15 protein-coding genes and 1 riboswitch are annotated in these 17,547 nt (G+C 42.7%); of the genes, 14 read left to right on the top strand and 1 reads right to left on the bottom strand.

Features of this window, described 5'->3' with window-relative positions; genetic code table 11:
- Window positions 1-15 precede the first annotated feature (15 nt).
- The 12 genes from M2353_RS13305 (at window position 16) to M2353_RS13250 (ending at window position 14,244) form a co-directional block, all read left to right on the top strand.
- Window positions 16-2,373, top strand: coding sequence for an endonuclease MutS2 (locus M2353_RS13305; protein WP_284726007.1), 2,358 nt, complete (start codon window positions 16-18; stop codon window positions 2,371-2,373).
- A gap of 14 nt (window positions 2,374-2,387) precedes the next feature.
- The gene (locus M2353_RS13300) at window positions 2,388-2,792 is read left to right on the top strand and encodes a DUF350 domain-containing protein (RefSeq protein ID WP_007501637.1); all 405 of its coding nucleotides are present in this window, start codon (window positions 2,388-2,390) and stop codon (window positions 2,790-2,792) included.
- Window positions 2,793-2,954: 162 nt separating this feature from the next.
- A complete protein-coding gene (locus tag M2353_RS13295; protein WP_284725561.1) occupies window positions 2,955-3,410 on the top strand; it encodes an Imm63 family immunity protein in 456 nt (151 codons plus the stop codon).
- 100 nt (window positions 3,411-3,510) lie between these two features.
- The gene (locus M2353_RS13290; protein WP_113767054.1) at window positions 3,511-5,220 is read left to right on the top strand and encodes an AMP-binding protein; all 1,710 of its coding nucleotides are present in this window, start codon (window positions 3,511-3,513) and stop codon (window positions 5,218-5,220) included.
- 174 nt (window positions 5,221-5,394) lie between these two features.
- Window positions 5,395-5,979 carry a fatty acid metabolism transcriptional regulator FadR gene (locus M2353_RS13285; RefSeq protein ID WP_024718637.1) on the top strand — a complete coding sequence of 195 codons (585 nt, stop codon included), beginning with the start codon at window positions 5,395-5,397 and terminating at the stop codon, window positions 5,977-5,979.
- A gap of 25 nt (window positions 5,980-6,004) precedes the next feature.
- Window positions 6,005-6,784, top strand: coding sequence for an enoyl-CoA hydratase (locus M2353_RS13280; protein WP_284725560.1), 780 nt, complete (start codon window positions 6,005-6,007; stop codon window positions 6,782-6,784).
- A 31-nt stretch (window positions 6,785-6,815) separates the two neighbouring features.
- Window positions 6,816-7,589 carry an electron transfer flavoprotein subunit beta/FixA family protein gene (locus M2353_RS13275; RefSeq protein ID WP_035391188.1) on the top strand — a complete coding sequence of 258 codons (774 nt, stop codon included), beginning with the start codon at window positions 6,816-6,818 and terminating at the stop codon, window positions 7,587-7,589.
- Between the two features lie 44 nt (window positions 7,590-7,633).
- Window positions 7,634-8,611, top strand: a complete 978-nt coding sequence (locus tag M2353_RS13270; protein WP_017358243.1) for an electron transfer flavoprotein subunit alpha/FixB family protein — start codon at window positions 7,634-7,636, stop codon at window positions 8,609-8,611.
- Window positions 8,612-8,686: 75 nt separating this feature from the next.
- Complete coding sequence (locus tag M2353_RS13265) at window positions 8,687-10,165, top strand: alpha-N-arabinofuranosidase (protein WP_284725559.1); 1,479 nt, start codon at window positions 8,687-8,689, stop codon at window positions 10,163-10,165.
- Between the two features lie 246 nt (window positions 10,166-10,411).
- Window positions 10,412-10,726 (top strand): thioredoxin, encoded by a 315-nt coding sequence (trxA, locus tag M2353_RS13260; protein WP_007501629.1) that lies wholly within the window; start codon window positions 10,412-10,414, stop codon window positions 10,724-10,726.
- 139 nt (window positions 10,727-10,865) lie between these two features.
- The gene (gene uvrC, locus M2353_RS13255) at window positions 10,866-12,638 is read left to right on the top strand and encodes an excinuclease ABC subunit UvrC (RefSeq protein WP_041506756.1); all 1,773 of its coding nucleotides are present in this window, start codon (window positions 10,866-10,868) and stop codon (window positions 12,636-12,638) included.
- Between the two features lie 61 nt (window positions 12,639-12,699).
- A riboswitch (Lysine riboswitch) is annotated at window positions 12,700-12,877 on the top strand.
- 131 nt (window positions 12,878-13,008) lie between these two features.
- A complete protein-coding gene (locus M2353_RS13250) occupies window positions 13,009-14,244 on the top strand; it encodes an aspartate kinase (protein ID WP_284725558.1) in 1,236 nt (411 codons plus the stop codon).
- Window positions 14,245-14,412: 168 nt separating this feature from the next.
- Here the strand turns inward: M2353_RS13250 and M2353_RS13245 are convergent, their stop codons facing one another.
- The gene (locus M2353_RS13245; RefSeq protein ID WP_008345974.1) at window positions 14,413-14,856 is read right to left on the bottom strand and encodes a YslB family protein; all 444 of its coding nucleotides are present in this window, start codon (window positions 14,854-14,856) and stop codon (window positions 14,413-14,415) included.
- A gap of 283 nt (window positions 14,857-15,139) precedes the next feature.
- Here M2353_RS13245 and M2353_RS13240 point away from each other — a divergent pair, with 283 nt between their 5' ends.
- Both M2353_RS13240 and sdhA read left to right on the top strand, forming a co-directional pair.
- The gene (locus M2353_RS13240) at window positions 15,140-15,748 is read left to right on the top strand and encodes a succinate dehydrogenase cytochrome b558 subunit (protein ID WP_047945318.1); all 609 of its coding nucleotides are present in this window, start codon (window positions 15,140-15,142) and stop codon (window positions 15,746-15,748) included.
- 37 nt (window positions 15,749-15,785) lie between these two features.
- Entirely contained in the window at window positions 15,786-17,546 is a 1,761-nt protein-coding gene (sdhA, locus tag M2353_RS13235; protein WP_007501620.1) for a succinate dehydrogenase flavoprotein subunit, read from the top strand.
- The last annotated feature ends 1 nt before the right edge of the window (window position 17,547 follow it).

Genomic DNA, 17,547 nt, shown 5'->3' with positions numbered 1-17,547 from the left:
GGAGGCTGGACCATGCTGCAACAAAAAGTGTTAGCATCATTAGAATTTCATAAAGTAAAAGAAAAAGTCATGTCCTATACTGCTTCGACTTTAGGGAAAGAAAAAGCGCAGGACTTAATACCACTCACAGATATCGAGAGCATTCAGCATCTGCTAGAAGAGGTAGCAGAAGCGCAAGATGTGATTCGTTTAAAAGGATCTGCGCCGTTTGGCGGGTTAACGGATATTAGACGAGGCGTCAAACGAGCAGAAATAGGCAGTATATTAAGCCCTTCTGAGCTGATGGAAATTGCGGCGCTGTTATATACCACAAAAAACATGAAGCACTTTCTCGCCTCTATGTATGAGGACGGAGTAGAGATACCCCGTCTTCATACATATGCAGAATCGCTGATTTTACTGCCAGACGTGAGAAAAGAAATCGAAAGCTGTATTGGTGATAATGGAGAAGTGCTTGATCACGCAACGCCAGCCCTCCGCACCATACGAACGCAGTTACGATCACTAGAATCAAAAGTGCGAGATAAATTAGAATCAATGATTCGTTCACAATCTGCCTCGAAAATGCTGTCAGACACCATTGTGACCATTCGTAATGATCGGTTTGTCATTCCCGTAAAACAAGAGTACCGCTCGAATTATGGAGGGATTGTTCACGATCAATCTTCTTCAGGCGCAACTCTTTTTATTGAGCCGCAGGTGGTCGTAGATTTAAATAACACCTTGCAGCAAACTCGCCTAAAAGAAAAGCAAGAGATTGAAAAGATTTTGCAAATGCTGACAGCGAGTGTGTCAGAGCACATTGATGAATTGCTTCATAATGTGAATGAACTTCAGACATTAGATTTTATTTTCGCCAAAGCCAAATATGCAAAAGCAGAAAAAGCCACAAAACCTACTGTGAATAACCAAGGGGAGATTTATTTAAAACGGGCAAGACATCCCCTATTGCCCCGAGATCAGGTTGTGGCAAATGATATTGAGCTGGGCAAAGATTTTTCTACGATCGTCATCACAGGTCCAAATACAGGCGGTAAGACCGTCACTTTAAAAACACTCGGGCTTCTTACGCTGATGACGCAGGCAGGTCTTCATATTCCAGTCGAAGAAGGATCAGAAGTGGCTGTATTCGATCAAGTCTTTGCTGATATTGGAGACGAGCAGTCTATTGAACAGAGCTTGAGTACATTCTCATCTCATATGGTCAATATTGTGGATATCTTAAAGCATTTGACGTCTAATTCACTCGTGTTATTTGATGAATTAGGTGCGGGGACAGATCCTGCTGAAGGTGCAGCACTTGCGATGAGCATCTTAGATGAAGTTCATCAAACAAATGCGCGCGTCATCGCAACGACTCACTATCCTGAGCTGAAGGCATACGGATATAACCGAGAAGGCGTCACAAATGCGAGTGTAGAGTTTGATATTGAAACCTTATCCCCTACATATCGCTTGCTCATCGGGGTGCCGGGACGAAGTAATGCATTTGAAATTTCCAAGCGTCTAGGGTTGCCTCATCATTTAATTGATCGTGCAAAAGCAGATATGCACGCGGAACATAATGAAGTCGATCAGATGATTGCTTCATTAGAAGACAGCAAAAAACAAGCAGAAGAAGAACTGCATGAGACGGAATTCTATAGAAAAGAAGCAGAGAAGCTCCATAAAGAATTGCAAAAACAAATCCTTGAATGGAATGAACAAAAGGACAAACTGCTTGAAGAAGCCGAACAAAAAGCGGCAGAAAAAATTGAACAAGCAACAAAAGAAGCAGAAGAGATTATTCAAGAGCTTCGGTCCATTAAAAGTGAGCATCGTTCATTCAAAGAACATGAACTCATTGATGCGAGAAAGCGTCTTGAAGAAGCTGTCCCTGAGTTTGACCATAAGAAAAAACCAGAGCCAGTGAAAAAAGCAGCAAGACAGCTAAAACCAGGCGATGAAGTCAAAGTGCTGACGTTTGGCCAAAAAGGAACGCTCATCGAACAAACGGGTAACAAAGAATGGAGTGTCCAAATGGGCATTCTAAAAATGAAAGTAAAAGAAAAAGATATGGAATTTATCAAATCAGCACCGGAATTTAAGCAAGAGAAAGCCATCACGGCGGTCAAAGGAAAAGACTACCATGTATCACTTGAGCTTGATTTAAGAGGAGAGCGTTATGAGAATGCCTTAAGCAGAGTCGAGAAATACTTAGATGATGCCGTCTTAGCTGGCTATCCGCGTGTGTCGATCATTCACGGTAAAGGCACTGGCGCCTTGAGAAAAGGGGTCCAGGAATTATTAAAACAGCACCGTAGTGTAAAAAATGCTCGTTTTGGAGAACAAGGCGAGGGAGGATCAGGCGTCACCATCGTCGAATTAAAGTAAAAAGGAGAAAACGCATGAAAGCCTTTTGGGAAAATGAACTTGTGGAAATTGCCGCCTATTACAGCGTGGCCGTCCTATGTCTTGTCTTATTTCTTACCATATTTGAACTCGTGACCTCCTATAAAAACTGGGAAGAGATTCAGCGGGGGAACTTAGCTGTTGCTATGGCAACCGGCGGGAAGATTTTTGGGATTGCCAATGTCTTTCAGCATTCCATCGCCCAGCACAACTCGCTTCTTCAAATGGTCGGATGGGGCGTATACGGCTTTGTGATGCTGCTCGTCAGCTATTTCATTTTTGAATTTTTAACACCACGATTTAAAGTAGACAAAGAGATTGAGAATGATAATAGAGCGGTCGGGTTTATTTCACTCATTATTTCTGTTGGGCTGTCTTATGTAGTAGCAGCCGGCATTTAAGGAGACGACATGGAAAAACTAGCCAAAGTATTAATTGTAGTTGCCTGCACTTTTGCGGTTATTGGTGCTGTTTACATGTTCCTGTAAAATGAAGAATACATTCTAGAAAGCTGTCAGGGAAAACCTTGACAGCTTTTCACTCATCAAAGGCGGCGAATCAGAATGAATCAAATCTTGCAAAAAGACGAACTCTTAAAGCGCATTGACAGTTGTCTCAAAAAGACATCTCTTCCCCAAGACATATATGAACCGTATATTGCACGTCCTTTTCAAACGACTGGTTTTTTTGATGATTTGAGCCCCTATATTGAAATTGATCCAGCCGGCTATATTCTTATTCAATATGAACGAGGGATTAAAGTGCTTCATAAAAGAACAAAAGAGGCGGATGAAGTCGTTTATTGGATTTTAGAAGACACCATCTTTCTAACTGTGTATCTAGACATGATGAGACAATATCAAGTGGACAACATCCACACACATTTACCTAATGACCCTAGTATCCATAAACAGATTGTGGAGAGAGTCCATGAGTCATTTTGTGCGATCGGTGGATTATACGAAAAGTGGCATCATGAAGGGAAAAGAGCCTCTATAGAAACACCGGCGAAAAAATGAAGATGTGTCATGGAACGAGCTCGATTTGAAAAAAGCAAACAGCCATAAGGAAAAGTTTGCTATAATAAAATAGTACGAAAGTTCAGGAAGGAGGGTTTTTATGCAGTCAGATAAACGTTGGCTTCTGCATTACCCGAATCAAATTCCCCACGAACTCACCATCCCAAATGAAACGTTGCAATCTTACTTATTCAGCTCCGCAGAGGCAGCACCTGAGCATACAGCCATTCATTTTTTAGGAAAAAACATCACCTACCAGCAGTTACAAGAAGATGCACTGAAATTAGCCAGTCACTTGATTGACATCGGTGTCAAAAAAGGCGACAGAGTAGCGATTATGCTGCCAAACTGCCCGCAATCGGTGATTTCTTATTATGCGGTTTTAATAGCAGGCGGCATTGTCGTTCAAACCAATCCGCTTTATACGGAGAAAGAACTGGAATATCAAATGGAGGACAGCGGCTCTAAGGTGCTGATCACTCTCGATCTACTGTATCCAAAGGCCTATAAAATGAAAGCGCTGACAAGTATGGAACATTTGATCATCACAAAATTACAAGATTACTTGCCATTTCCGAAAAACATATTGTTTCCGATTGTCCAGCGAAGGAAAAACAACATGGTCATCCAAGTGGAGAAGAGTGAGACCATTCATCATTTCTCACAGATCATGAAAGAATCGTCAGGAGAACGGATTCCGCAAATATCCTTTCAACCGAAAGAGGATGTCGCAGTTTTGCAATATACAGGCGGAACGACCGGTTTACCAAAAGGGGTCATGCTCACACACGAAAATATAGTAGCCAATACAGAAATGTGTGCATCCTGGATGTATAAAACGAACCGCGGAAAAGAACGGATTCTTGGGATCATTCCGTTCTTTCATGTATACGGCATGACGACCGTGCTAAACCTTGCAGTCAAGGAAGGTCATCAAATGATTCTTCTTCCGCGTTTTGATGCAGCGGATGCCTTGAAGACCATTGAAAAACAGAAACCGACGCTGTTCCCAGGAGCACCAACGATGTATATTGCCCTGCTTCATCATCCGAATATTGAAAAGTATGACCTATCATCCATCACCGCATGCTTAAGCGGATCGGCTGCTCTTCCTGTTGAAGTCAAACAGAGTTTTGAAAAACTAACAGGAGGAAGGCTAGTGGAGGGGTATGGACTTTCAGAAACTTCTCCTGTCACTCATGCCAATTTCTTATGGGGAGCGAACAAAATAGGAAGTATCGGGTGCCCTTGGCCGAATACAGATGCCGGTATTTATTGTGAAGAAACGGGTGGACTCAAAGCGCCATATGAGCACGGAGAGATTATCGTCAAAGGTCCTCAAATCATGAAAGGATACTGGAATCAGCCGGAGGAGACAGCGGCAGTGTTAAGAGACGGCTGGTTTTTCACAGGAGACATTGGGTATATGGATGAGGATGGTTTTTTCTATATCGTAGACCGGAAAAAGGATGTCATCATCGCGAGCGGCTATAATATTTACCCAAGAGAGGTTGAAGAAGCCCTTTATGAGCATGAGCTTGTACAAGAAGTGGTTGTGGCGGGTATTCCAGATCCGTATAGAGGGGAAACAGTAAAAGCCTTTGTTGTCCCGAAAAAGGATGCCTATGTAACAGAGGATGAACTGGATCGTTTTGTTAGAACAAGAATTGCCTCATTTAAAGTGCCGCGTGTCTACGAATTTAAGGAATCACTGCCTAAAACGGCTGTAGGGAAAATCTTGCGCAGAGTGTTAATTGAAGAAGAAAAAAGAAAGCAATCATCTTCAACAGAAGAACCAGTCGATCAATGAGAGAATGAACCAGCATCATCCGGTCAAGCGGCCGGATGATTTGAATTGTACGTGTCTGCTCTGGTATGCTAAAGGTTGAAAAGAAAGAAGAACATCACTTGACAAATCACTCGTTTCTTTTTAACATAAAGTTATGAATGAATGATCATTCAATTTAGAAAGGGACGAAGCACATTGAAGCAGAAAAGACCGAAGTACATGCAAATTATTGATGCAGCCGTTGTGGTGATTGCAGAGAACGGCTACCATCAATCACAAGTCTCAAAGATTGCCAAACAAGCAGGGGTAGCAGACGGAACCATTTATCTCTATTTCAAAAACAAAGAGGACATTTTGATCTCGTTGTTCAAAGAAAAAATGGGACAATTCATCGAACGGATGGAAACAGATATTCAAAAGAAACCGTCTGCCAAAGAAAAGCTTCTTCTCCTCATTCGAGAACACTTTCGCCTGCTATCGCAAGACCATCATTTGGCCCTTGTGACACAGCTTGAACTCAGGCAGTCAAACCTTGAACTGCGCCAAAAAATCAATGAGGTGCTGAAAGGGTATTTAAATATGCTAGACTCCATTTTAGCCGAAGGAAAGAAGACAGGAGAATTTAGACAAAATCTAGATGTCCGCTTAGCGAGACAAATGGTATTTGGGACGATTGATGAAACCGCTACAACATGGGTCATGAATGATCAAAAGTATGACCTGCCTGCACTCGCAGAAAGTGTACATGATCTTCTCTTAAACGGAATACATCAATCTTAAAGACAATTGAAAAAGGATGATTGACATGGAAAAAATACTTAGCTTACACCAAGACGAACAGACAGCACTCATCACGATTCAACACCCACCTGCAAATGCCTTATCCTCTCAGCTTCTCACTGAACTCAACGACATGTTTGATCAGCTTGAACAAAACAGTGAAGTGAGAGCTATTGTCATTCATGGAGAAGGTAGATTTTTCTCAGCAGGTGCTGATATTAAAGAATTTACGACCTTGCAGGAAGAGTCTGATTATGCCAGCCTTGCAGACAGAGGGCAGCAAGTATTTGAACGAATTGAACAATGTCCAAAACCGGTGATTGCTTCCATTCACGGGGCAGCATTAGGCGGCGGGCTTGAGCTGGCGATGTCGTGTGATATTCGAATCGCAACAAAAGATGCAAAGCTGGGACTGCCGGAATTAAATCTCGGTATTATCCCAGGATTCGGCGGAACGCAGCGCCTGCCTCGCTACGTTGGATCAGCTAAAGCACTTGAAATGATGGGAACAGCTGAGCCGATTACAGGAGAAGAAGCATTTGCCTGCGGACTTGTTTCAAAACTTGCGGAAACAGAGGAAGAAGCGCTGGAAACAGCCAAAACATTGGCGGCGAAATTTGCAGCGAAAAGCCCTAAAACGCTTGAGTATGTGCTTGAGTTATTGAATGCGGCAAAAGTGTACTCATATGATGGTGGAATGAAGCTGGAAGCCAAGAAATTTGGTGAAGTGTTCCAGTCAAATGATGCCAAAGAAGGCATCCAAGCTTTTATCGAAAAACGCAAACCGAATTTTAAAGGGGAATAAGGGATTAGTACGACACAAGGGGGAGAAATGAATGAATATATTTGTTTTGATGAAGCGTACGTTTGACACGGAAGAGAAAATTTCGATTCAGTCTGGTGCTATTCAAGAAGATGGGGCAGAGTTCATTATTAATCCTTATGACGAGTACGCAATAGAAGAAGCGATTCAGCTTCGGGATGAGCACGGGGGAGAAGTAACGGTCGTGACAGTTGGCAATGAAGATGCGGAGAAACAGCTTAGAACAGCTCTTGCAATGGGCTGCGATCAAGCCGTTTTATTAAATGTTGAAGATGATTTGGAGGAGTGGGATCAATTTTCCGCTTCTACGATTCTATATCACTATTTCAAGGATAAAGAAGCTTCCTTAATTTTAGCAGGGAATGTAGCGATTGACGGCGGGTCTGGACAGGTGGCCCCGCGTCTTGCTGAATTACTCGGTTTTCCATATGTCACAACCATTACAAGTATTCAAATCGACGGCGGCTCAGCTTCAATTGAGCGAGATGCAGAGGGGGATGTGGAAGTGATTTCTGCCGAGCTCCCGCTAGTGGTCACCGCGCAGCAAGGTCTCAATGAGCCTCGTTATCCATCGTTACCAGGAATCATGAAGGCAAAGAAAAAGCCTTTAGAAGAATTAGAATTAGACGATCTAGATTTAGATGAAGACGATGTGCCATATAAAATCAAAACAATCGAACGTTTCTTACCGGAGAAAAAAGAGGGTGGCAAGGTGCTGAGCGGCGAGCTTCAGGATCAGGTCAAGGAACTCACAGACCTGCTAAGAAATGAAGCAAAAGTCATCTAAACATCCACTTTACGATATCACGAGAACAAGGGGGAGCTTAAAGGATGAGTAAAAAAGTTGTTGTACTTGGAGAAAGTCGTGACGGTAAATTAAGAAATGTGACTTTTGAAGCGATTGCTGCCGCTCACGAGGTGGCTGATGGCGGTGAAGTGATTGGCGTTTTAATAGGGGATCACGTCAAAGACCAAGCGGATGAACTGCTTTATTATGGAGCGGATCATGTGATGATCGTCGAGCACCCGCATCTTTCTTATTATACGTCTGATGGTTTTGCGCAGGCGCTTCAAGCAATATTAGATCAAGTCAATCCTGATGCAGTGCTGTTCGGTCATACATCGATCGGAAAAGACTTGTCACCCAAAATAGCTGCACGCCTGCAAACAGGCTTAATTTCAGATGCAATAGATGTAAGCGTTACCGGTGAACATCTTGTTTTCACGAGACCGATTTATTCAGGAAAAGCTTTTGAAAAAGTCATTTCAACAGATCGTCTGCTTTTGGCTACTATCCGTCCAAACAACGTGGCACCGCTGGAGCGTGATGCGTCACGCAGCGGAGAAGTGACGCCAGTTTCTGTCGATATTCAAAACCTAAGAACGATCGTGAAGGAAGTCATTAAAAAAACATCAGAAGGTGTAGATTTATCTGAAGCGAAGGTCATTGTCGCAGGAGGCAGGGGGGTTAAGAGCAAAGAAGGCTTTGAACCGCTGAAAGAACTTGCCCAAACGCTTGGCGCAGCAGTCGGTGCCTCGCGTGGTGCATGTGACGCTGACTACTGCGATTATGCCCTGCAAATTGGTCAAACCGGTAAAGTGGTCACACCTGACCTTTACATTGCCTGCGGGATTTCAGGAGCTATTCAGCATTTAGCCGGTATGTCCAACAGTAAAGTCATTGTTGCGATCAACAAAGACCCAGAAGCTGAAATCTTCAAAATTGCCGATTACGGAATTGTCGGTGACTTATTCGAAGTCGTTCCGCTTTTAAATGAAGAGTTAAAAAAGATGAATATCCATTCTTAACGCTCATACACTCAGAATGCCTAGGTATTCTGGTTTTTTTTGTATGTCATCACGAAACAAAGGAGCGGTTTACAAGTGAATGGGACAGTAAAAGTGAATGAAGTGATTGGACGCATTTCTAAACACATCTATGGACACTTTCAAGAGCATTTAGGAAGAGGAATTTATGACGGCATTTGGGTAGGGAAAGACTCATCGATTGACCATATTGAGGGGATTCGTACCGATGTACTAAAGGCACTTCAAGCCTTACATATCCCGGTGCTGAGGTGGCCGGGCGGCTGTTTTGCAGACGAGTATCATTGGGCAAATGGCGTCGGTGATCTGAGTGAACGAAAGCCGATGGTGAATACTCATTGGGGTGGCACCGTTGAATCAAATGCGTTTGGTACACATGAATTTATGAGACTGTGTGAATTACTTGAATGTGAGCCTTATATTTGTGGAAACGTTGGAAGCGGCTCTGTTCAAGAATTAGCAGAATGGATTGAATATATCACATTTCCTAAAGGGACACCTATGTCGGATTGGCGGATTCAAAATGGAAAACAAGAACCGTGGGAGCTGACGTATGTTGGTGTAGGCAATGAAAGCTGGGGATGTGGTGGAAATATGACGCCAGAGTATTATGCAGACTTATATAAACGCTACCAAACGTATGTGAGAGAGTTTGCTGGTCAGCGCATTTACAAAATCGCATGTGGTGCGAATTCAAATGATGTGAATTGGACAAAAGTATTAATGGAGCGTGCAGCGCCGTGGATGGATGGGCTCAGTTTGCATTACTATACGGTCCAAGGAACATGGGAGAAGAAAGGGTCAGCGACTGATTTTGATGAGGATGAGTGGTTTACAACGCTGAAAAAGGCGTCTGAAATGGAGCGGCTTGTTGTAGATCACGGAGAGATCATGGATCGTTATGACCCAGACAAGCGAATCGGGATGATTATTGATGAATGGGGGACATGGTATGATCCAGAACCGGGGACAAATCCAGGGTTTTTGTATCAGCAAAACACATTAAGAGATGCTCTAGTCTGTGCCTTGCATTTTCATATTTTTCATCGCCATTGCCAGCGGATTCATATGGCGAATATTGCCCAGACCGTCAATGTGCTGCAAGCGATGGTGTTAACGCAGGACGAAAAGATGCTCCTGACACCTACCTATCACGTATTTCACATGTTTCAAGTGCATCAAGAAGAAGAAGCGCTTGAAGTAGAATTGAATGTCCCTTCATATGAACGCCGGGGTGAAAAAATCCCTCAAGTCAGTGTGTCAGCCTCGCGGTCATCTGACAAGATGCATATTAGTTTATGTCATGTGAATCCCCATGAAAAAGCAGACGTATCTCTTGCGATAGAGGGAATCGATGCAAAAACGAAGGTCACTGGCCGTGTGCTGACTGCTGATCGGATGAATGCGCACAACACGTTCGATGATCCTCATTCCGTTCAGCCTGCGGACTTTCGGCAATTTGCTGTTAAGCACGGCGAGCTGACTATTGATCTGCCGCCTATGTCGGTTGTAATGTTGACCGTCGATCTGGCTTGATCGCATATTTCAATGTTTGATGAGAAGAATGTTGGGGCATCATACATTGTAAATGAAGCGGAAAGGGAGTTATGTCATATGCTTAGAACCATTCTGATGATCATTGGTGCGATTGTTGTTATTGGTGCGATTATACGGTTTGTTTTTTAATTCATTTCATAAAAAATGATTCGTAAGCATTTCATTCGCAAGTCACATTGGTAGATGCTATACTAAAAAGCATAATTTACATTGGAGGAATGAATAATGGCAATCGTAAAAGCTACTGACGCAACATTTTCACAAGAAACTGCAGAAGGTGTTGTTCTTGCAGACTTTTGGGCACCTTGGTGCGGACCTTGTAAAATGATTGCTCCAGTTCTTGAAGAACTTGATCAAGAAATGGGCGATAAAATGAAAATTGTAAAAATTGATGTGGATGATAACCAAGAAACTGCTGGTAAATACGGCGTTATGAGTATCCCAACACTTCTTGTTTTAAAAGACGGTGAAGTCGTCGAAACGTCTGTTGGTTTCAAACCAAAAGAAGCACTAGCTGAGCTTGTAAACAAACATCTATAAACCGATCTATGCCCGCGTGGCATGATCTCGAAAGCGGTTCTCGTATAGTCGAGAGCCGCTTTTCTTTCATCGTGGTATAAAACAAATGTTCGTGATACACTAGAAGGAGTGAAAGTGGAAAACAAGGACGGATGAAAATATGAACAAATTGATCAAAGAAAAGCTGTCAGTCTTACCTGATCAACCAGGCTGTTACTTAATGAAAGATAGACAAAATACGATCATTTATGTGGGAAAGGCAAAGGTATTAAAAAATAGGGTCCGCTCTTATTTTACAGGATCTCATGATGCCAAAACGCAGCGGCTTGTCAGTGAAATCGAAGACTTTGAATACATTGTCACCTCTTCAAATATTGAGGCACTTATTTTAGAGCTGAATTTAATCAAAAAATATGACCCGAAATACAATGTCATGCTCAAGGATGACAAAACGTACCCTTTTATTAAAATTACGAATGAACGTCATCCTAAGCTGATTGTCACCCGCAATGTGAAAAAGGATAAAGGGAAATACTTCGGTCCATATCCGAACGTACAAGCAGCAAGAGAAACGAAAAAGCTGCTCGACCGTTTATATCCACTTAGAAAATGTGCGACACTCCCTGACCGAGTCTGCCTTTATTATCATCTTGGGCAATGTCTTGCTCCGTGTGTGTATGACATTTCTGAAGAAACGAATAAACAGCTCGTCGATGAAATCACAAGATTTCTAAACGGAGGACATCAGCAAATCAAGAAAGAATTAACAGAGAAGATGCAAGAAGCGGCCGAACAATTAGAGTTTGAGCGGGCAAAAGAACTTAGAGATCAAATCGCTTATATCGACTCAACGATGGAAAAGCAAAAGATGACGATGAGTGACTTATCCGATCGTGATGTGTTTGCCTATGCTTATGATAAGGGCTGGATGTGTGTCCAAGTCTTCTTCATCAGACAGGGGAAATTAATCGAACGTGATGTCAGCCTATTTCCGATGTATCAAGACCCTGAGGAAGAATTTCTCACGTTTATGGGGCAGTTTTATGAAAAGAACAACCATTTTCTGCCGAAGGAAATTTTGGTGCCAGACAGCGTCGATCAAGAGATGATTGAGCAATTGCTTGAAACGAATGTTCATCAGCCGAAAAAAGGAAAGAAGAAGGATTTGCTTTTACTCGCCCACCAAAACGCCAAAATCGCTCTCAAAGAAAAGTTCTCGCTTATAGAGCGTGATGAAGAACGGACAATTGGTGCAGTGGAGCAGCTTGGCGATGCACTCAATATTTATATGCCATATCGGATTGAGGCGTTTGATAACTCCAATATCCAAGGAGCAGACCCCGTATCCGCTATGGTTGTCTTCCAAGACGGGAAGCCGTATAAAAAGGAATACCGAAAATACAAAATTAAAACCGTTGAGGGGCCCGATGATTATGCTTCCATGCGTGAAGTCATTAGAAGGCGGTATACCCGGGTGTTAAAGGATGAACTGCCGCTTCCTGACTTGATTTTAATCGACGGAGGAAAAGGACAAATCAACGCAGCCATAGATGTGCTCGAAAATGAATTAAATCTGTCTGTTCCTGTGGCAGGTCTAGTGAAAGATGAAAAACACAGGACATCGAATCTTATGATGGGTGATACGCTTGAAATTGTTGCGCTCGAACGGAATAGTCAGGCCTTTTATTTATTGCAGCGTATTCAAGATGAAGTGCACCGATTTGCGATTAGTTTTCACCGGCAGCTGCGCGGGAAGAATGCATTCCAGTCTATTCTAGACGATGTCCCAGGTATCGGGGAAAAGCGCAAAAAGCAGTTACTTAAACATTTTGGCTCTGTGAAAAAGATGAAAGAAGCCTCTATCCAGGATTTTCAGGACGCTGGTATTCCGAAACAAACGGCTGAACTTTTAATGGAGGCATTAAAAAAATAGATTGTACTTTTTCCAAAAGTCTGTTAAGATGTGACTAATTTAATAAATGAACGTGTTGTTTGTTGAAGATAGAGGTGCGAACTTCAAGAGTAAGCCTTCAGAGATCGAGGGGATCTAGGAAGAGGGCTGAAAGGGGAGCGTCGCCGAAGTGAATAAAATCCACTCATTTTATTCGCTGGCTGTACATTGAAGAAATGTAGGGCTGTCAAGAATGTATTTCTTGGAGGGCTATCTCATTGTTTGCATCGTTTGATGATGATTTTAAAGCAATGGGAGATTTGTTCTCTCATTGCTTTTTTATTTGCAGTGAACAGAGCAGTCTCCGCAGCCTCTTCTCTCACACGTGATCTTTTGAAAAAGGGTGGTAGACATGGGACTAATTGTACAAAAATTTGGTGGAACATCTGTTGGATCGACAGAAAAAATTCGCAATGCCGCAGAGAGAGTCATCGCTGAACGCGAGGCAGGAAATGATGTGGTCGTGGTTGTGTCTGCGATGGGCAAATCAACGGATGTTCTAGTAGACCTAGCGAAAGAACTCACAGATGATCCAAGCAAAAGAGAAATGGATATGCTACTGACAACTGGTGAGCAGGTGACCATTTCATTATTAGCGATGGCACTGCAAGCAAAAGGTTATGATGCCATTTCCTTTACAGGCTGGCAAGCTGGGGTGAAAACAGAGAAGGTGCACGGAAATGCAAGAATCGTGGACATCGATGAAGCAAGAATCAAAGAAGAACTGAGTACGGGAAAAGTCGTCGTTGTAGCAGGTTTCCAAGGAATTGCGGATGATCTACATATTACAACACTTGGGCGTGGTGGATCAGATACGACAGCAGTGGCACTAGCTGCGGCACTCAAAGCGGACAAATGTGATATTTATACGGACGTACCAGGTGTGTTTACAACAGATCCCCGTTATGTACCGTCTGCGCGAAAACTTGCAGGAATTTCATACGATGAAATGCTTGAGTTAGCCAATTTAGGAGCAGGTGTGCTGCATCCGAGAGCGGTCGAATTTGCGAAAAATTATCAAATCCCACTAGAAGTCCGTTCTAGTATTGAAAATGAATCGGGTACGTTAATTGAGGAGGAATCATCCATGGAACAAAATTTAGTTGTAAGAGGCATTGCATTTGAAGATCAGATGACACGCGTGACGGTATGCGGCCTTTCAAGCGGTTTAACAACGCTATCGACGATTTTTACGACACTTGCAAAGCAAAATATCAATGTCGATATCATCATTCAGTCTGTCACAAGCACCAATCAGACCTCCATCTCTTTCTCTGTGAAAACGGATGATTTGTCTAAAACAGTTGAAGTATTAGAAGAATACAAAGGTGCGCTTGGTTATGAGCAGATTGAGACAGAAAGCAAATTAGCCAAAGTATCCATCGTTGGCTCTGGTATGGTCTCAAACCCAGGCGTTGCGGCTGAAATGTTCGCTGTGTTAGCTCAAAAAGACATTCAAGTGAAAATGGTCAGTACGTCTGAGATCAAAGTCTCAACAGTCGTTGATCGTGAAGATATGGTGAAAGCTGTAGAAGCCCTTCATGATGCGTTTGAATTATCAAAGGTGAGCGCCGCTGCTCATTCATAAATCTTCAAAAGAGGTGTATTCCGTAAAAAGATACACCTCTTTTTTATATTGGAAATCATCAGCATATGAAGAAAGAAAAACGTGCGTAAACCGGTACGTCAACTGTGCTATGATAGAAGGGTATATAAAAAAGGCGTGACACGAAGTCATCGCCTTTCATAAACAGTGTTAGCTAGGGTCTCTTAAATCCCATTTAACGGTTAAAATGACTTTATCAGCACGCTTTTTTACTTGTTCATAGGATTCAGCCACGTGCTCATTGAGAAGCTGAATCTGTTCAGCGATAAAACCTGCTTCCATTTGAAAGCATGGCTCCTTTTGGTAGCTGAGTCGATTCGATACAAGTGGACCTTCGAGCTCAAACTCAATTTCCTGTTTTTTAGAATGGACCATCGTGAGAGTTCCCCATCCGGCATCATGGAAAAATTCGGGGATCTTTTCCCATGACTCTTGAGGAAATTTACGAGCAAGCAGTTTACCCGCAAAATACATCATAGATGAATGATCCTGACCAAGAATGTCAGGCAGCAGAACTTCGCGTATCAGCTCGTAGGCAAATCCATTGACTTCAATTTCTTTTAGCTGTTCTAAGTTAGATTCGAATTTATTCATCGTATGGCTCCCCTCTTTCAACAATTTATTATAGCTTATGTGGGCATATGATGACAGAGTTTTCCCTGAAGTCTAAGAAATTCTTATTGTAGTAAAACGAATTTTGATTTAAAACTTTTAAATTTCGGAAAATTTTAATTTATGTACGCGGTTTCTTGACGCTTTTTTGACATAGGAGTAAAATGAAATTGTCAATAAATTTGAATAAAGTGCTTACAATTGAAAGAAGCGGGGGTAAGACAATTTTCAAGCAATTGCACTTTTTTTACTAGGGGGTAAAGTAATGTCGGGGAACAAAGAATTTTTTTATCGGAGATTGCATTCTTTGCTTGGCGTCATTCCGGTCGGTCTATTTTTAGTACAGCACTTAGTGATTAACCACTTTGCGACGAATGGACCAGAGGCGTTTAACAAAGCTGCACACTTTATGGAACAGCTTCCATTTAGATATGCACTTGAGCTGTTCGTGATTTTCTTACCACTGATCTATCATGCTGTTTATGGGGTGTACATAGCCTTTACGGCACAAAACAACACGTCTCGCTTCAGTTACTTAAGAAACTGGTTGTTCAGACTGCAAAGGATTTCAGGTATCATCACATTGATTTTTGTCACTTGGCACGTATGGGAAACACGCATTCAAGCGCAGCTTGGAGCTGAAGTAAACTATGACATGATGGCGAATATTTTAAGCTCTCCATTTATGCTAGGTTTCTATATTGTCGGCGTTTTATCTACTATTTTCCACTTTGCTAATGGCTTGTGGTCATTTGCTGTCAGCTGGGGAATTACAGTTTCACCACGCTCACAAAGAATCTCCACATATGTGACATTAGGTATATTTATAGCGCTTTCATATGTAGGGCTAAGAGCAATTTTCGCTTTTGTTTAAGAGGAAATAGATTAGTAGAAGAGGGAGAGGGGCTACAATGAGTAATTCTAGCATCATCGTTGTCGGAGGCGGCTTAGCTGGTCTCATGGCAACTATCAAAGCAGCAGAAGCGGGAACAGCTGTTAAACTATTTTCAATCGTACCTGTGAAACGTTCGCATTCTGTTTGTGCACAGGGCGGAATTAACGGAGCGGTCAATACAAAAGGTGAAGGAGATTCACCTTATGAGCATTTTGATGACACGGTATATGGCGGAGACTTTTTAGCTAACCAGCCGCCAGTAAAGGCAATGTGTGAAGCAGCGCCGTCCATTATCCACTTACTTGATCGTATGGGTGTAATGTTTAACAGAACACCAGAAGGATTACTGGACTTCCGCCGTTTCGGGGGAACACAGCACCACCGTACAGCATTTGCTGGTGCGACAACAGGTCAGCAGTTATTATACGCACTAGATGAGCAGGTTCGCCGCTATGAAGTAGCGGGGCTTGTGACGAAATATGAAGGCTGGGAATTCCTTGGCGCTGTCTTAGATGACGAGGAAGTATGCCGAGGCATTGTCGCGCAGAACTTGACGACAATGGAAATCGAATCCTTCCGTTCAGATGCTGTCATCATGGCAACTGGCGGTCCTGGTATCGTATTCGGTAAATCAACGAACTCTATGATTAATACTGGATCAGCTGCATCGATCGTTTATCAGCAAGGTGCTCATTATGCTAATGGAGAATTCATTCAAATTCACCCAACAGCGATCCCAGGAGATGACAAGCTGCGTCTCATGAGTGAATCAGCTCGTGGTGAAGGTGGACGTGTTTGGACATACAAAGACGGAAAACCTTGGTACTTCCTAGAAGAAAAGTACCCAGCATACGGGAACCTTGTACCGCGTGACATTGCAACGCGTGAAATTTTCGACGTATGTGTGGAGCAAAAGCTTGGCATCAACGGAGAGAACATGGTGTACCTAGATCTTTCTCACAAAGATCCAAAAGAGCTTGATATTAAGCTTGGTGGAATCATTGAAATCTATGAAAAATTCATGGGTGATGACCCGCGTAAGCTTCCGATGAAAATTTTCCCGGCTGTTCATTATTCAATGGGTGGATTATGGGTTGATTATGATCAAATGACGAATATCAAAGGCTTGTTTGCTGCCGGAGAATGTGATTACTCTATGCACGGCGGAAACAGACTTGGTGCAAACTCATTGCTTTCTGCGATTTACGGCGGAATGGTTGCTGGACCAAATGCTGTGAAATACATTAGCGGTCTTGAAAAGTCTGCAGAAGATTTATCATCTGCAACATTCGACAGTGCCGTGAAGAAAGAGCAGGAGAAATGGGACAACATCCTTAGCATGGATGGCACAGAAAATGCATATGTGCTTCATAAAGAGCTTGGAGAATGGATGACGGACAACGTTACAGTCGTTCGTTACAATGAGAAGCTCTTAAAAACAGATGAGAAGATTGAAGAACTGATGGAGCGCTATAAGCATATTAACATCAACGATACAGCTTCATGGAGCAACCAAGGCGCTGCCTTCACGCGTCAGCTTGACAACATGCTTCAGCTGGCACGCGTGATTACGATTGGGGCTTACAACCGGAATGAAAGCCGAGGCGCACACTATAAACCGGAATTCCCAGAAAGAAACGATGAAGAATTCCTAAAAACAACGATGGCTACGTTCAAAGGGAAAAACCAAAAACCTGCATTCCACTATGAGGACGTCGATGTATCGTTAATTGCACCTCGTAAACGAGATTACTCGAAGAAAAAGGTGGAGAAATAAG

The organism is Bacillus aerius, assembly GCF_029894105.1.
Lineage (GTDB): Bacteria > Bacillota > Bacilli > Bacillales > Bacillaceae > Bacillus > Bacillus altitudinis.
This window is presented reverse-complemented; position numbering and strand designations above follow the sequence as displayed.

Coding starts and splice junctions, on each gene's coding strand:
- uvrC (WP_041506756.1), top strand. CDS start 10,866: ATGAACAAATTGATCAAAGAAAAGCTGTCAGTCTTACCTGATCAACCA.
- M2353_RS13275 (WP_035391188.1), top strand. CDS start 6,816: ATGAATATATTTGTTTTGATGAAGCGTACGTTTGACACGGAAGAGAAA.
- sdhA (WP_007501620.1), top strand. CDS start 15,786: ATGAGTAATTCTAGCATCATCGTTGTCGGAGGCGGCTTAGCTGGTCTC.
- trxA (WP_007501629.1), top strand. CDS start 10,412: ATGGCAATCGTAAAAGCTACTGACGCAACATTTTCACAAGAAACTGCA.
- M2353_RS13250 (WP_284725558.1), top strand. CDS start 13,009: ATGGGACTAATTGTACAAAAATTTGGTGGAACATCTGTTGGATCGACA.
- M2353_RS13240 (WP_047945318.1), top strand. CDS start 15,140: ATGTCGGGGAACAAAGAATTTTTTTATCGGAGATTGCATTCTTTGCTT.
- M2353_RS13300 (WP_007501637.1), top strand. CDS start 2,388: ATGAAAGCCTTTTGGGAAAATGAACTTGTGGAAATTGCCGCCTATTAC.
- M2353_RS13290 (WP_113767054.1), top strand. CDS start 3,511: ATGCAGTCAGATAAACGTTGGCTTCTGCATTACCCGAATCAAATTCCC.
- M2353_RS13280 (WP_284725560.1), top strand. CDS start 6,005: ATGGAAAAAATACTTAGCTTACACCAAGACGAACAGACAGCACTCATC.
- M2353_RS13245 (WP_008345974.1), bottom strand. CDS start 14,856: ATGAATAAATTCGAATCTAACTTAGAACAGCTAAAAGAAATTGAAGTC.
- M2353_RS13295 (WP_284725561.1), top strand. CDS start 2,955: ATGAATCAAATCTTGCAAAAAGACGAACTCTTAAAGCGCATTGACAGT.
- M2353_RS13270 (WP_017358243.1), top strand. CDS start 7,634: ATGAGTAAAAAAGTTGTTGTACTTGGAGAAAGTCGTGACGGTAAATTA.